9 protein-coding genes and 2 rRNA genes are annotated in these 15589 nt (G+C 61.9%); 9 read left to right on the top strand and 2 right to left on the bottom strand.

Translation table 11 applies throughout. The features are described from left to right. The 5 genes from BKX96_RS31780 to recD form a co-directional block, all read left to right on the top strand. Nucleotides 1-135 (top strand): 23S ribosomal RNA (locus BKX96_RS31780); the annotation flags it as partial. A 158-nt stretch (nucleotides 136-293) separates the two neighbouring features. Beyond that, nucleotides 294-409 (top strand): 5S ribosomal RNA (gene rrf / locus BKX96_RS31775). A gap of 182 nt (nucleotides 410-591) precedes the next feature. Beyond that, the gene (gene recC / locus BKX96_RS31770) at nucleotides 592-4044 is read left to right on the top strand and encodes an exodeoxyribonuclease V subunit gamma (RefSeq protein ID WP_077186385.1); all 3453 of its coding nucleotides are present in this window, start codon (nucleotides 592-594) and stop codon (nucleotides 4042-4044) included. Next, a complete protein-coding gene (gene recB / locus BKX96_RS31765) occupies nucleotides 4041-7730 on the top strand; it encodes an exodeoxyribonuclease V subunit beta (RefSeq protein ID WP_046820676.1) in 3690 nt (1229 codons plus the stop codon). The genes recC and recB overlap by 4 nt, the downstream gene beginning before the upstream one ends. Then, nucleotides 7727-9826, top strand: a complete 2100-nt coding sequence (gene recD / locus BKX96_RS31760) for an exodeoxyribonuclease V subunit alpha (protein WP_077186384.1) — start codon at nucleotides 7727-7729, stop codon at nucleotides 9824-9826. The genes recB and recD overlap by 4 nt, the downstream gene beginning before the upstream one ends. 9 nt (nucleotides 9827-9835) lie before the next feature. Here recD and BKX96_RS31755 read toward each other — a convergent pair whose 3' ends face one another. Beyond that, nucleotides 9836-10783 (bottom strand): LysR family transcriptional regulator, encoded by a 948-nt coding sequence (locus BKX96_RS31755; protein WP_046820674.1) that lies wholly within the window; start codon nucleotides 10781-10783, stop codon nucleotides 9836-9838. A 150-nt stretch (nucleotides 10784-10933) separates the two neighbouring features. Between BKX96_RS31755 and BKX96_RS31750 the strand changes: the two genes are divergently transcribed. Both BKX96_RS31750 and mmsB read left to right on the top strand, forming a co-directional pair. Next, complete coding sequence (locus BKX96_RS31750; protein ID WP_046820673.1) at nucleotides 10934-12460, top strand: CoA-acylating methylmalonate-semialdehyde dehydrogenase; 1527 nt, start codon at nucleotides 10934-10936, stop codon at nucleotides 12458-12460. 10 nt (nucleotides 12461-12470) lie between these two features. Beyond that, nucleotides 12471-13358 (top strand): 3-hydroxyisobutyrate dehydrogenase, encoded by an 888-nt coding sequence (gene mmsB / locus BKX96_RS31745; protein WP_077186383.1) that lies wholly within the window; start codon nucleotides 12471-12473, stop codon nucleotides 13356-13358. A gap of 58 nt (nucleotides 13359-13416) precedes the next feature. On the opposite strand, the gene BKX96_RS31740 is transcribed toward mmsB, so the two are convergent. Then, nucleotides 13417-13761: a cupin domain-containing protein gene (locus tag BKX96_RS31740; protein WP_008024653.1), complete on the bottom strand. Its 345-nt coding sequence runs from the start codon at nucleotides 13759-13761 to the stop codon at nucleotides 13417-13419. Nucleotides 13762-14036: 275 nt separating this feature from the next. Here BKX96_RS31740 and kynB point away from each other — a divergent pair, with 275 nt between their 5' ends. Beyond that, the gene (gene kynB, locus BKX96_RS31735) at nucleotides 14037-14702 is read left to right on the top strand and encodes an arylformamidase (RefSeq protein ID WP_046820671.1); all 666 of its coding nucleotides are present in this window, start codon (nucleotides 14037-14039) and stop codon (nucleotides 14700-14702) included. Further along, nucleotides 14699-15553: a tryptophan 2,3-dioxygenase gene (kynA, locus tag BKX96_RS31730; protein ID WP_046820670.1), complete on the top strand. Its 855-nt coding sequence runs from the start codon at nucleotides 14699-14701 to the stop codon at nucleotides 15551-15553. The genes kynB and kynA overlap by 4 nt, the downstream gene beginning before the upstream one ends. Nucleotides 15554-15589 lie beyond the last annotated feature (36 nt).

Raw genomic sequence — 15589 nt, 5'->3', positions numbered from 1 at the left:
GCCTCAAGATGAGATCTCACTGGGACCTTGAGTCCCCTGAAGGGCCGTCGAAGACTACGACGTTGATAGGTTGGGTGTGTAAGCGCTGTGAGGCGTTGAGCTAACCAATACTAATTGCCCGTGAGGCTTGACCATATAACACCCAAGCAATTTGCGAACTCGAGAGAGGCCAGATTGCGGTGTGTGAAGACGAAACGAACCGAAAGTTCGAGATACTCACAAAACACCGAAAGCTGTCACATACCCAATTTGCTGAAGCGAGGCCAACCGGTCACGACTCAGTACCCGAATTTCTTGACGACCATAGAGCGTTGGAACCACCTGATCCCATCCCGAACTCAGAAGTGAAACGATGCATCGCCGATGGTAGTGTGGGGTTTCCCCATGTGAGAGTAGGTCATCGTCAAGATTAAATTCCAAAACCCCTATCTGCGCATGCAGGTAGGGGTTTTGTCTTTGTGGCCCCGCAACCCCGTACGTTGACGACCATAACGAGCAACTCGGTTCGCCGCACCGCTCGCTCCTACAATGAAGCAACTCGCCTTCAATGCTAAAGTCGTCCCTCGATTTGCGCTTTCCAAGGAAGCCTTTATGCCGGACGCAACGTCCCTCAGTGCTGGTTTTATGGTGGTTCACGGCAATCGCCTGGACGAGTTACGCAGCCTGGTGGTGAGCTGGATGCGGCGCTACCCGCTGGCCCCCCTGGAAAATGAAATCGCCCTGGTGCAAAGCAACGGCATAGCCCAATGGCTAAAGCTGGCACTGGCTGAAGACGCTGAAGATGATGATATGGGTGGCTGCGGCATCGCCGCCGCCATCGACGTGCAATTGCCCGGCAGTTTCATGTGGCAGCTCTATCGGATGGTCCTGGGTCGCGATGAAATTCCGGCCAACTCGTTGCTGGATAAGGCCCCCTTGACCTGGCGCCTGATGCGTCTGCTGCCGCAGGTGATCAATCAACCGCACTTCGAGCCGCTACAGCGCTTTCTTACCCATGACACCGATTTGCGCAAACGCTATCAATTGTCTGAGCGGCTGGCGGATCTGTTCGACCAATACCAGGTTTATCGCGCCGATTGGCTTGAAGACTGGGCGGAAGGTCGTCACCAGTTGCGTAACGGCAGGGGAGAAGCCAAGCCGTTGACCGCGGCCAATGCCTGGCAGGCGGAGTTGTGGCGTGCATTGTTGCTGGACGTCGGTGAGGCAGGGATGGCGCAAAGCCGAGCCGGCGTGCATCAGCGGTTTATCGAACGCATCAACAGCCTCGACGTTGCCCCCAGCGGATTGCCTTCACGGGTCATCGTGTTCGGCATTTCCTCCCTGCCGGCTCAAGCCTTGGAAGCCCTGGCCGGACTGGCTCGATTCAGCCAGGTGCTGCTGTGCGTGCACAACCCCTGTCGTCACCATTGGGCGGACATCGTCGCCGACAAAGACCTGTTGCGCCATCAATACAAACGGCAGGCACGCAAGAGCGGCATGCCGGGTGTGCTCGACCCGCAAACCCTGCATCAACACGCCCACCCGCTACTGGCGGCATGGGGCAAACAGGGGCGGGACTACATCAACCTGCTCGACAGCTACGACGATCCCAACAGCTATCGCTCGGCATTTCGTGACGGGCGCATCGACCTGTTCAGTGACAGCCAGCCGCTGCACATGCTCAACCAGTTGCAGGACGACATCCTTGAGTTGCGTCCGCTGAGTGAAACCCGTGAATGCTGGCCGACGGTGGATCTGCAGAAAGACTCTTCGATCCGCTTCCACATTGCCCACAGCGCTCAACGCGAAGTGGAGATCCTGCACGATCAGTTGCTCGCACGCTTCAGCGCCGATCCGTTGTTGCGGCCCAGGGATGTGATCGTCATGGTCCCGGACATCGATGCCTATGCCCCGCACATTCGCGCGGTGTTCGGCCAGCTTGAGCGACACGATCCGCGCTTCATACCCTTCACCCTCGCCGACCAGGGCCAGCGCGGTCGTGATCCTTTGCTGATCGCGGTCGAACATCTGCTAAAGCTGCCAGACAGCCGTTTCCCGGTCAGTGAGATTCTCGACCTGCTGGACGTCCCCGCGTTACGGGAGCGCTTCGGCGTAGAGGAACGAGACTTGCCAACCCTGCACCGCTGGATCGAAGGGGCGGGCATCCGCTGGGGCATGAATGCCGAGCAGCGCGCAGGCCTTGGCCTGCCAGAGGCCCTGGAACAAAACAGTTGGCGTTTTGGCCTGCGGCGGATGTTGCTTGGGTACGCCGTTGGCAGTTCCGGCGCGTGTGGCGGCATCGAACCCTACGACGAGATCGGTGGCCTGGATGCCGCGCTCATCGGCCCACTGGTAGCGCTGCTGGATGCCCTGGAAATTGCCCACCACGAGCTTTCCCAACCGGCATCGCCCCAGCAATGGAGCCAGCGCTTGCAGGCGTTGATGTCACTTTTTTTCCAGGCCAGTAACGAGCATGACGAGTACTTGCTGACGCAGCTGGAAACGTTGCGTGAGACCTGGCTGGAGAATTGTGAGTCTGTCGGCTTGCACGACGAGCTGACGCTGACCGTCGTCCGTGAAGCCTGGCTGGCCGGTCTCGATCAGGGGCGCTTGTCCCAGCGCTTTCTGGCCGGGGCGGTCAACTTCTGCACCTTGATGCCCATGCGCGCGATCCCGTTCAAGCTGGTGTGCCTGCTGGGGATGAACGATGGCGACTACCCGCGGGCACAACCGCCGCTGGACTTCGACCTCATGGGCAGCGACTACCGTCCAGGCGATCGCTCGCGGCGTGAGGATGACCGCTATTTGCTGCTGGAAGCGCTGTTGTCGGCGCGCGACCAACTCTACGTCAGCTGGGTCGGTCGCAGCATTCGCGACAACAGCGAGCGCCCGGCATCGGTGCTCATTGGTCAGCTCCGTGACCATTTGGCCAGCGGATGGCGATTGGCCGATGAAGGACAGGGTTTGCTTGAGGCCATGACCCAGGAGCACCCGCTGCAACCCTTCAGCGCCCGTTACTTTCACCAGGGCGATGCCCTGTTCAGCTATGCCAGCGAATGGCAGGTGCTGCATCAAGCCAGCGGGCAAGCGCCTGGCCGCGAGCTACTGGATGCCCACGTCCAGGAGGAGCCGCTGAGTCTGGGGCAACTGCAGGATTTCCTGCGCAACCCGGTACGACATTTCTTCAGTCAGCGCTTGAAGGTGTTCTTCGAGGCTGCCGAAGTGCCCTTGGCCGATGAAGAGCCCTTTGTCCTCGACGCCCTGCAACGCTATAGCCTGAGCGACAGTTTGCTCGGCGCGGCCCTGGCAGACCTGGATAACACCGACCGGGTGCTGGAGGCGCATGCCACTCGTTTGCAAAACAGCGGGCTGCTGCCCATGGCGGGGTTTGGCGAGTGCCTGCAACGCGAGTTGATCGAACCCTTGCCGGATCTGCTCGCGCGTTATCAACAGCTCCTGGCATTATGGCCAACCCCCCTGGCCAGCGCCCTGCCAGTCAATCTGCAAGTGGATGGCCTGCGTATCGAGGGCTGGCTCAGCGGCCTGCATCAACGTGCCGACGGTGGCTTGCTGTCGGTCACGACGATCCCCAACAGCATCGGTTCGATCAAGTCGCGCAAATGGCATCGGCTGACACGGCCCTGGGTCAATCATCTGGTGGCATGCGCCAGCGGTATGGCGATGACCACGGCCCTGGTGGCCAGTGACGACAGCCTGATACTCGAGCCGATTGCCCAAGAGCGTGCTTTGCGAACCCTGGGTGATCTGTTGCTGGCCTGGCAAGCAGGCATGCGCCAACCCCTGCCAATTGCAGTCAAGACCGCCTTTGCCTGGCTCGGCCAAACCGATCCGCTCAAAGCCCAGGCCGCTGCCCGCAAGGCCTATGAGGGGGATGGCTTGACCACCGACGGCGAGCGTCGTGAAAGTGTGGCGCTCGCGCGTCAGTTCGGCGACTACGACGCCCTGGTCGCCGATGAAACGTTCGCCGATTGGTGTGACGCCCTGTATCGGCCGCTGCTTGAGGCCCCTTGGCGTTCAGTGTCCAGCGAGGAGCCCCGCCCATGACCACCCAGACCCCCTTGGCCCTGGCGTTCCCGCTACGTGGCAGTCAACTGATCGAAGCCAGTGCCGGTACCGGCAAGACCTTCACCATTTCCGCGCTGTACCTGCGCCTGGTCCTTGGCCATGGCGGTGAATGTGGTTTCGGCCGTGAACTGCTCCCACCCCAGATTCTGGTGGTGACCTTTACCGACGCCGCCACCAAAGAGCTGCGCGAACGCATTCGTACGCGCCTGGCAGAAGCCGCGCGGTTCTTCCGTGACGAAACGCCGGCCCCCGACGCGCTGATCAACCAGCTGCGGCAGGAGTACGCGCCCGAGCAGTGGCCCGGGTGTGCCAATCGCCTGGACATCGCCGCGCAATGGATGGATGAGGCGGCTGTGTCGACCATCCACAGTTGGTGTCAGCGCATGTTGCGCGAGCACGCCTTCGACAGCGGCAGCCTGTTTACCCAGACCCTCGAAACCGACCACAGCGATCTGCTGGGTGAAGTCCTGCGCGATTACTGGCGGCTGTTCTGTTATCCGATGCAAGGCGATGCATTGAGCTGGGTGCGCGGCAATTGGGGTGGACCGGCCGCCTTGTTGCCGCGCATCCGCGGGCTGTTCGCCAGCGCGCGCGATACCCTCGCCGGTAAAGAACCGGCGCAGCTGATCAGCGAGTGTCTGCAAGAGCGTCGAGCCGCCTTGCTAGAGCTCAAGATGCCGTGGCGCCAGTGGGCCGACGAGTTGCTGGCCCTGTGTCACGAAGGTGTCGCCAGCAAGAGTGTGGACGGGCGCAAGATGCAGGCGCGGTATTTCGAGCCTTGGTTCGAGAAAATCAAAGCCTGGGCCGAAGATGAGGCCCTGGAGCAACTGGACATCGGCACCGGCTTCACGCGCCTGACCCCCGACGGCATGGCCGAAGCCTGGAAGAAGGGCGCAGTGCCGGATCATCCGGGCCTGGACGCCATGCCCGGGCTCAAGGCCTGCCTCGATGCCTTGCCGACGCCCGATGCCGCCGTGCTGCAACATGCTGCCCATTGGGTAGGCGAACGTTTCGAGGAGGAAAAGCGCCGCCGCGCGGAAATGGGCTTCGACGACATGTTGCTGCGCCTGGACGCGGCATTGCAAAGCGATGGCGGCGAGCGCCTGGCAACCTTGATCCGCGAGCAGTTCCCGGTGGCGTTGATCGACGAATTCCAGGATACCGACCCGGTGCAGTACCGGATCTTCGAGAGCATCTACCGTATTGAAGACAACAGTCCCGACAGCGGCCTGTTCCTGATCGGCGACCCGAAGCAGGCGATCTACGCCTTCCGCGGCGCCGACATCTATACCTACCTGCGCGCCCGTCAGGCGACCACCGGCCGCCTGCATACCCTGGGCACCAACTTCCGTTCGAGCCATGGCATGGTCAGTGCCGTGAACCATGTATTCGACTGCGCCGAGTCTCGCGAGTCGGGGCGCGGGGCCTTTCTGTTCCGGGAGAAAAATGGCGACAACCCGGTGCCGTTTCTGCCCGTCGAGTCCCAGGGGCGCAAGGAAGTCCTGCGCATCAATCATCAGGCCGTCCCCGCGTTGAACATCTGGCACCTGCCGGCCGAACAGCCGTTGTCCGGTGCGGTCTATCGGCAACAACTGGCCGCCGCCTGTGCCAGTGAAATCACCGCCTTGCTCAATGGCGGGCAACAAGGCCTTGCGGGATTCGTACGTGATGATCAGGCGCTCAAGGGCCTGATGCCTGCGGACATAGCCATCCTCGTGCGTGACGGCAAGGAAGCCCAGGCGGTGCGTGCCGAACTTTCTGTGCGCGGCGTGCGCAGCGTTTATCTGTCGGACAAGGACTCGGTGTTCGCCGCGCAGGAAGCTCACGACGTGCTGACCTGGCTCAAGGCCTGCGCCGAGCCGGACGTCGAGCGGCCACTGCGGGCTGCGTTGGCCAGCATCACGCTGAATCTGTCATTGGCCGAGCTTGAACAGCTGAACCAGGACGAACTTGCCTGGGAAGCCCGGGTCATGCAGTTCCGCCGTTATCGCGAACTGTGGCGCAAGCAAGGTGTGTTGCCGATGCTGCGACGCTTGCTGCATGACTTCAAGCTGCCCCAGGCCTTGATGGCGCGCAGCGATGGCGAGCGAGTGCTGACCAACCTCTTGCACCTGTCCGAGTTGCTGCAACAGGCGGCCGCCGAACTGGACGGCGAGCAGGCCTTGATCCGGCATTTGTCCGAGCACCTGGCATTGTCGGGCCAGGCGGGCGAAGAGCAGATCCTGCGCCTGGAGAGCGACGAGCAGTTGGTCAAGGTCGTGACCATTCACAAGTCCAAGGGGCTTGAGTACCCGTTGGTGTTCCTGCCGTTCATTTGCTCGGCGAAACCGGTGGATGGCAGCCGTCTGCCGTTGCATTACCACGACGCTGCAGGCAAGGCCCAAGTGAGTTTGAACCCCACGGCCGAACTGATTGCGCTGGCCGATGACGAGCGCCTGGCCGAAGACTTGCGCCTGTTGTACGTGGCCCTGACGCGGGCGCAACACGCCTGCTGGTTGGGCGTGGCGGATCTCAAGCGTGGCAATAACAACAGTTCGGTGCTGCACCTGTCGGCACTGGGGTATCTGTTGGGTGGTGGTGCCTGCTTGACCGAGTCGGCGGGTTTGCAGGCCTGGTTGCGGGACCTGCAACAGGGCTGCCCGGCGATTGGCTGGGGCGAAATGCCCGAGGCCACCCTCGAGACTTACCATCCACCACAGAACACCGCGGCGTTGCTGGCCCCGTTGACGGTGCAACGCAAGGCCAGTGAAAACTGGTGGATTGCCTCCTACAGCGCCTTGCGTATTGGCGACAGCCTGAGCATCGGCAGTGATCAGGCGCCGGAAAGCCCCCAGGCGCAGAAACTCTTCGACGACGAACGTCTCGACCCGCAAGCCCCCCGAGAGATGGTGGCCGGCGGTGCCGATATCCATCGATTCCCCCGTGGTCCCAACCCGGGCACCTTTCTCCATGGTTTGCTCGAATGGGCCGGTGACGAAGGTTTTTCCGCCACCCCCCAGGCCGTGGAAGACGCGATTGCCCGTCGCTGCAATCGCCGAGGTTGGGAAGGCTGGATCACCACGCTGAGTGAATGGTTGCAGCACCTGCTCAAGTCGCCATTGCCTGTGGGTAGCAGCCAGGCGCCCGTCATCTTCGCGCAGTTGACCCAGTACCAGGTCGAGATGGAGTTCTGGTTCGCCAGCCACAAGGTCGATGTGCTCAAGCTCGACGCCCTGGTGTGCCAACACACCCACAATGGCGTGCCTCGGGTGGCCGCGGAACCCGTGTTGCTCAATGGCATGTTCAAGGGCTTCATCGACCTGACGTTCGAGCATGACGGCCGCTACTACGTCGCCGACTACAAATCCAACTGGCTTGGGGCCGACGATGCAGCCTATACCGAGCAGGCCATGGAACAGTCGATCCTCGACAACCGCTACGACCTGCAATACGTGTTGTACCTCCTGGCCCTGCATCGCCAACTCAAGGCCCGGCTTGCCGATTACGATTACGACCGGCATGTCGGCGGTGCGCTGTACCTGTTCCTGCGGGGTACGCGTGCGCCAAGCCAGGGCGTGTATTTCGCCCGTCCGCCCCGGGCGTTGATCGAGCAACTGGACCGCCTGTTCCAGGGCAAACCGCAGCCCAGGGTCGAACCCGCCTGGGAACAGGGAGTACTGCTATGAACCGTACCTTCGCCGATGTGCTGGCGATGCCACTGAGCGCCGACAGCCTGGCGCAACTCAGCCCCTTGAGTCGTGCCGAAGACCTGTTGCTGCTGCTCTCGCGCTGGGTCGAGCGTGGCTGGTTGCGCGCCCTGGACAAGGCCTTCGTCGGCTTTCTTCACGAACTGGCGCCGGACGACGATCCGCTGGTGCTGCTGGCGGCGGCATTGACCAGCCACCAGTTGGGCCACGGGCATGTCTGCCTGGACCTGTTCGAGACACTCAAGGAGCCGGACTTCGCCCTGTCGCTGCCCCCGGAAGGTGACCTGCAAGGCGGCGCGATGTTGCTGCCTTCGCAGTTGCTGGAATCCCTGGATGGCGCCCATTGGTGCAAGGTGCTGGCGTCCAGCAGCCTGGTTGCCCTGGCCGCGGACGAGCGCGACAGTGTGCAGCAGCGGCCCCTGGTGCTGGCCGGCAAGCGCCTCTACCTGCGGCGTTACTGGGCCTACGAGCGACGTATCGACAATGCGTTGCGTGAGCGCCTGGCCGCCCAGGAAGACGCACCGGATGATTTACTGCAACGCCTGACCGGTCTGTTTGGTCGGGCCAGGCCCGGTGAAGTCATCGACTGGCAGAAACTGGCCTGCGCCCTCGCCACTCGTAGCGCGTTCAGTATCGTCACCGGCGGCCCAGGCACCGGCAAGACCACCACGGTCGTGCGCTTGCTCGCGTTACTCCAGGCCCCGGCAGTAGAGGCGGGCAAACCGCTGCGCATTCGTCTCGCCGCGCCAACCGGCAAGGCCGCGGCGCGGCTGACAGAATCCATCAGTGCGCAAGTGCGCACGCTGAAAGTCGCAGAAGCCCTGCGCGATAAAATCCCTTCCGATGTCACCACCGTGCACCGCCTGCTCGGCAGCCGCCCGGGCACCCGACATTTCCGTCACCACGCTGGCAATCACTTGCCGCTGGATGTGTTGGTGGTGGACGAGGCGTCGATGATCGACCTGGAGATGATGGCCAACCTGCTCGATGCACTGCCGGCCCATGCCCGTCTGGTGCTGCTGGGTGACAAGGACCAGCTGGCGTCGGTGGAAGCCGGTGCCGTGCTGGGCGACCTGTGTCGCGACGCCGAAGCGGGTTGGTATAGCCCGCAGACTCGCCAGTGGCTGCAGGCCGTCAGTGGCGAGAACCTTGAAGCCAGCGGGTTGCAGGAAGATACCCAGGGCACCCATCCGCTGGCCCAGCAAGTGGTGATGTTGCGTCACTCGCGGCGCTTCGGTGAGGGCAGCGGCATTGGTCAACTGGCCCGTTGGGTGAACCAGCAACAGCCCGCCGAAGCCCGAAAATTGTTGGCGGCGCGCAGCCACGACGATGTGTTCTGCCTGCCCCTCAAGAATGAGCAGGATCGGGCGCTGGAACGCCTGTTGCTCGACGGTCACGGTGAAGGGCCGCATGGCTACAGGTATTACTTGAGCCTGCTGCGCAACCAGCGGCCACCGCTTGATTGTCCCCTGGAAGATGCGCGCTGGACCGATTGGGCCCGGCACGTCCTGCAGGCGTTCGACGCCTTCCAGTTGTTGTGCGCCGTGCGCAAGGGCCCGTGGGGCGTCGAAGGCTTGAACCAGCGGGTGACCGACGCGTTGCTCAAGGCGCGTTTGATCGACAGCGACCAGCAGTGGTACGAAGGCCGGCCAGTGCTGATGACCCGCAACGACTATGGTCTGGGCTTGATGAATGGCGACATCGGCATCGCCCTCAAGCTTCCCGAACGCGAGGGACCCGACGCCGGCAAACCGGTACTGCGGGTCGCGTTCCCAAGAAACGACGGCCAGGGCGGCGTGCGATTTGTGTTGCCCAGTCGCCTCAACGATGTCGAAACCGTGTACGCCATGACCGTGCACAAATCCCAGGGCTCGGAATTCGCCCACACCGCCTTGATCCTGCCCGATGCCCTGAACCCGGTCCTCACCAAGGAGCTGATCTACACCGGCATCACCCGGGCCAAGGACTGGTTCACCTTGATCGAACCTCGCGCGGGCGTCTTCGAGGAAGCGGTGCGGCGCCGGGTCAAACGCTTGAGCGGGCTGATGCTGGAACTCAAGGAGGGCAGCGACTGACAGCGTCGATCAGTCGGCAAACAGCATCTGCCGACTGTCACCCATCAACAGGGCCTGGTTCTGCTCGGTCACTGCGCGGATGTAATCCCACAACAGTGTGATCCGCTTGAGCTTCCTCAAGTCTTCCCGGCAGTACATCCAGAACTGCCGGGTGATGGTGACTTCCTGCGGCAGCACCGCCAGCAGCCGTGGGTCCTGGGCGGCGAGGAAACACGGCAGGATGGCCAGTGAACGCCCTTGCTGCGCGGCCACGAATTGCGCGATCACGCTGGTGCTGCGCAGGTTGGCGCTGGCGCCAGGGAGCACGTTGGCCAGGTAGAGCAGCTCGGAGCTGAACGCCAGGTCGTCGACGTAACTGATGAACGAATGCTTGCCCAGGTCGGCCGGGCGGCGGATGGCCGGGTGTTTGTCGAGGTATTCCTGGGTCGCATACAGCTGCAGGCGGTAGTCGGTCAGCTTGCAGCAGACATAGGGCCCGTGTTCCGGGCGTTCCAGGGCGATGACGATGTCGGCCTCGCGCTTGGACAGGCTGATGAAGTGCGGCAGCGGGAGGATGTCCACCGAGATCGCCGGGTAGGCGTCGACGAAATGACTCAGTTGCGGAGTGATGAAAAAGCTGCCAAACCCTTCGGTGCAGCCCATGCGCACGTGACCGGACAACGCCACCCCGGAGCCCGATACCTGTTCGCAGGCCATGTGCAGCGTGCTTTCGATCGACTCGGCGTACCCCAGCAGGCGCTGGCCTTCGGCGGTCAGGACAAAGCCGCTGGTCCGGGATTTCTCGAACAGCAAGGTGCCCAATGAAGCTTCCAGCGCACTGATACGTCGCGACACGGTGGTGTAGTCGACGGCCAGGCGCTTGGCCGCGGTGCTGGCCTTGCGGGTACGGGCGACTTCAAGGAAAAACTTGAGGTCATCCCAGTTCAGCGAGCTCAGTGATGTGATGTTTTTTTGCATGTTGGACCGGCTTTTATATGCGTTCTTATTAGAAGTTTGCACATCTATACTCCAAAAACAGCCCGATCACCAATTCGCGGCACACGCCTCATCTCAAGGTGACCATTTCGCCTTGGCTCCCAAGATAAAAACAAACATCCGGAGACCGACATGAACGCTTCGCTCACGCCTAACGACACCACCGTACAAAAGGTCAAGCTGTTGATCGACGGCGAGTGGGTCGAATCCCAGACCACCGAGTGGCACGACATCGTCAACCCGGCCACCCAACAGGTGCTGGCCAAGGTACCGTTTGCCACCGCTGAAGAAGTCGACGCCGCCATCAGCGCCGCCCATCGCGCCTTCCAGACCTGGAAGCTGACGCCCATCGGCGCGCGGATGCGCATCATGCTCAAGCTTCAGGCGTTGATTCGCGAACACTCCAAGCGCATCGCCGTGGTCCTGAGCGCCGAGCAGGGCAAAACCATTGCCGACGCTGAAGGCGACATTTTCCGTGGCCTGGAAGTCGTTGAGCACGCGTGCTCCATCGGCAACTTGCAAATGGGCGAATTCGCTGAAAACGTTGCGGGCGGTGTCGACACCTACACCCTGCGCCAGCCAATCGGCGTGTGCGCCGGCATTACCCCGTTCAACTTCCCGGCGATGATTCCACTGTGGATGTTCCCGATGGCCATCGCCTGCGGCAACACCTTCGTGCTCAAGCCGTCCGAGCAGGACCCGATGTCGACCATGCTGCTGGTGGAGTTGGCCATCGAGGCCGGCATTCCCGCCGGCGTGCTCAACGTCGTGCATGGCGGCAAGGATGTGGTGGATGCGCTCTGCACCCACAAAGACATCAAGGCCGTTTCCTTCGTCGGTTCGACGGCGGTGGGCACTCACGTCTATGACCTGGCCGGCAAGCATGGCAAGCGCGTGCAGTCGATGATGGGTGCAAAAAACCACGCCGTGGTCCTGCCCGATGCCAATCGCGAACAAGCGCTGAACGCGCTGGTGGGCGCCGGTTTCGGTGCGGCCGGTCAACGCTGCATGGCCACCTCGGTGGTGGTGCTGGTGGGCGCGGCCAAGCAATGGCTGCCCGACCTTAAGGCGCTGGCGCAGAAACTCAAGGTCAATGCCGGCAGCGAGCCGGGCACCGATGTTGGTCCGGTCATCTCGAAAAAGGCCAAGGCGCGGATTCTCGACCTGATCGAAAGCGGCATCAAGGAAGGCGCGAAACTCGAGCTCGACGGTCGTGAAATCACCGTTCCCGGTTACGAGAAGGGCAACTTCGTCGGCCCGACCCTGTTTTCCGGCGTGACCACCGACATGCAGATCTACACCCAGGAAATCTTCGGACCGGTGCTGGTCGTGCTGGAAGTCAATACCCTCGACGAGGCCATTGCCCTGGTCAACGCCAACCCGTTCGGCAACGGCACGGGCCTGTTCACCCAATCCGGTGCGGCGGCGCGCAAATTCCAGAGCGAAATCGACGTCGGCCAGGTCGGCATCAACATCCCGATCCCGGTGCCGGTCCCGTTCTTCAGCTTTACCGGTTCGCGCGGTTCCAAGCTCGGCGACCTCGGCCCATATGGCAAGCAAGTGGTGCAGTTCTACACTCAGACCAAGACCGTCACCAGCCGCTGGTTCGATGACGACAGCGTTAACGACGGTGTGAACACCACCATCAACTTGCGTTAAGGAGCCGGACATGAACATCGCTTTTATCGGTCTCGGCAACATGGGCGCGCCGATGGCGCGCAACCTGATCAAGGCCGGCCATTCACTGCGCCTGGTCGACCTGAACAAAACCGTGCTGGCGGAGCTTGAGCAACTGGGCGGCAGCATCAGCCCGACGGCCAGGGAGGCGGCAGAAGGCGCGGAACTGGTGATCACCATGCTGCCTGCTGCCGTGCATGTGCGCAGCGTCTGGCTGGGCGAAGACGGTGTGCTCGCCGGTATCGGCAAGGGTGTGCCGGCCGTGGATTGCAGCACCATCGATCCGCAGACTGCCCGTGATGTCGCCGCGGCCGCGGCCAAACAGGGCGTGGCCATGGCCGATGCGCCGGTCTCCGGTGGCACCGGTGGCGCTGCGGCGGGGACCTTGACGTTCATGGTCGGCGCGACCCCGGAACTGTTTGCGACCCTGCAACCGGTGCTGGCGCAGATGGGCCGTAACATCGTCCATTGCGGTGAAGTCGGCACCGGTCAGATTGCCAAGATCTGCAACAACCTGCTGCTGGGCATCTCCATGGTTGGCGTCAGCGAAGCCATGGCGCTGGGTGATGCCTTGGGCATCGACACCAAGGTGCTGGCCGGCATCATCAACAGTTCCACCGGACGTTGCTGGAGTTCGGAGATGTACAACCCATGGCCAGGCATCGTCGAAACGGCACCGGCCTCGCGCGGCTATACCGGTGGCTTTGGTGCCGAGCTGATGCTCAAGGATCTGGGCCTGGCCACCGAAGCGGCCCGTCAGGCGCACCAGCCGGTGGTGCTGGGTGCGGTGGCGCAACAACTGTATCAAGCGATGAGCTTGCGTGGGGAAGGGGGCAGTGACTTCTCGGCGATCATCAACGGTTATCGTAAACCGCAATAATCGAACCTATCGACATTTACCGGGAAATCACATCGCGTGATCTCCCGGTTTTTTTGCATCAGGCAAACACGAAATATTTGCGCACGGTTTCCACCACTTCCCACGTGCCTTTCATCCCCGGCTCAATGACGAAAATGTCGCCGGCGCGCAGGTGGATCGGCTCTTTCCCCTCAGGGGTGATGATGCAGTAACCTTCGCGGAAATCGCAGTATTCCCACTTCACGTATTCCACATACCACTTGCCCGGCGTGCAGATCCAGGTGCCCATGATCTTGCTGCCGTCTTCGCTGGTGTAGGCGTTGAGGTTGACGGTGTGCGGGTCGCCTTCGAGTTTTTCCCATTTGCAGGCGTCGAGTACGGGCAGCGGGTGGGTGTCGCGAAGTACGGTAATCGGTGCGGACATGATGACTCCGGGCGTGAGGGATAACTGAAGTCGCACCCTATAGGGCCTGGTGCGGTATCAGTTGTCTGTGCTCGACATCGGGGTATCCAGAAACGCAGTGACCTTCACCCGCTCAACGCCTGCCAACGGCTGTGGCGCCATTGAAATTTCCACTCGGTAAACCGCCGATATCTGGCAGTTTGTGCGAAAGCCCCAGGTTTTTTCGAAGGTTTTTGCAAGAACATGCACAGGTATCGCTCGTATCATTCACTTCGGAAAAGGCCGAGAGCTGTGCAATGAAAAAAACAATGTCGTGGTGGGACATCAGCCCGCCCTTGAGTACCGCAACACCGACCTGGCCGGGAGATACGCCGTTTCAGGAAGAACGCGTCTGGACGCTGGGGCCTGAATGCCCGGTGAATGTCGGACGCATCACGCTGTCGCCGCACACCGGCGCCCATGTCGACGCGCCTCTGCATTACAGCAAGGACGGTGCGGCCATCGGCGATGTTTCTCTCGATGTGTATATCGGGCCGTGCCGGGTCCTGCATTGCCTGGGCAGCGACACACTGGTGCAACCCGGGCAACTGCAAGGTCGTCTGGCCAACCTGCCCGAACGCGTCCTGCTGCGTACCTATCAACAGGCGCCGCTGACTAGCTGGGACCCCGAATTCACCGCGGTCGGCAAAGACACCGTCGACCTGCTGGCGAGTCTCGGCGTGCGCCTGATCGGTATCGACACGCCGTCGCTGGACCCGCAGCAATCCAAGACCATGGATGCGCACAACGCCGTGGCGCGCCACGGCATGGCCATTCTCGAAGGCATCGTGCTCGATGACGTCCCGGAAGGGGATTACGAGTTGATCGCGCTGCCGCTGCGTTTTGCCAACCTCGACGCCAGCCCGGTCAGGGCTATCTTGCGTCCACTGAATTCACTGCCACATGAGGAGCCTGGTCAATGAGCCAATGTCCGTATTCGCCTGCCAATCAGACAGATGAATGGCATAACGCCGAGCTGAATTTTTCCGACTCCATGAGCTACGGCGACTACCTGGACCTGGGGCGCATCCTCAGTGCCCAGCACCCGTTGTCGCCAGACCATAACGAGATGCTGTTCATCATTCAGCACCAGACCTCCGAGCTGTGGATGAAGCTGATGTTGCACGAGCTCAAGGCCGCCCGCGAACACGTTCGTTTGGGTGAGTTGCCGCCGGCCTTCAAGATGCTGGCGCGGGTCTCGCGGATCTTTGACCAACTGGTGCATGCGTGGACGGTGCTGGCCACCATGACGCCCACCGAGTACCACTCGATCAGGCCTTTCCTGGGGCAATCGTCGGGCTTCCAGTCGTTTCAGTACCGTGAAATCGAGTTCATCCTGGGCAACAAGAGCGCGACGCTGTTGCGCCCCCACGCCCATCGGCCGGAGCTGCTGCAGGAACTGGAAAAAGCCATCGCCACGCCTTCGCTGTATGACGAAGCGATTCGCCTGATGGCCAACGCCGGGCTGACGATCGACCCGCAACGTTTCGAGCGTGACCCAACCGGCCCGACGCAGCATGACGCCTCGGTCGAAGCCGCCTGGCGCGTGGTCTACAAGGATCCGACGCGTTATTGGGACCTCTATCAGTTGGCCGAGAAATTCATCGATCTCGAAGACTCGTTCCGCCAGTGGCGCTTCCGCCATGTCACCACGGTCGAGCGGATCATCGGCTTCCAGCCCGGCACTGGCGGCACGGAAGGGGTGGGTTATCTGCGCAAGATGCTCGATACCGTGCTGTTCCCGGAATTGTGGCGAGTGCGTTCGACCCTTTGATCCGGCAGGCATGAAAAAGCCCCGGCATTCGATGAA

Origin of the sequence: Pseudomonas putida (assembly GCF_001976065.1) — a bacterium.
In the GTDB taxonomy this organism is placed as follows: Bacteria; Pseudomonadota; Gammaproteobacteria; order Pseudomonadales; family Pseudomonadaceae; genus Aquipseudomonas; species Aquipseudomonas serbica.
Note: the sequence above shows the minus strand (reverse complement) of the source record. Positions and strands in the feature narration are given on the sequence as shown.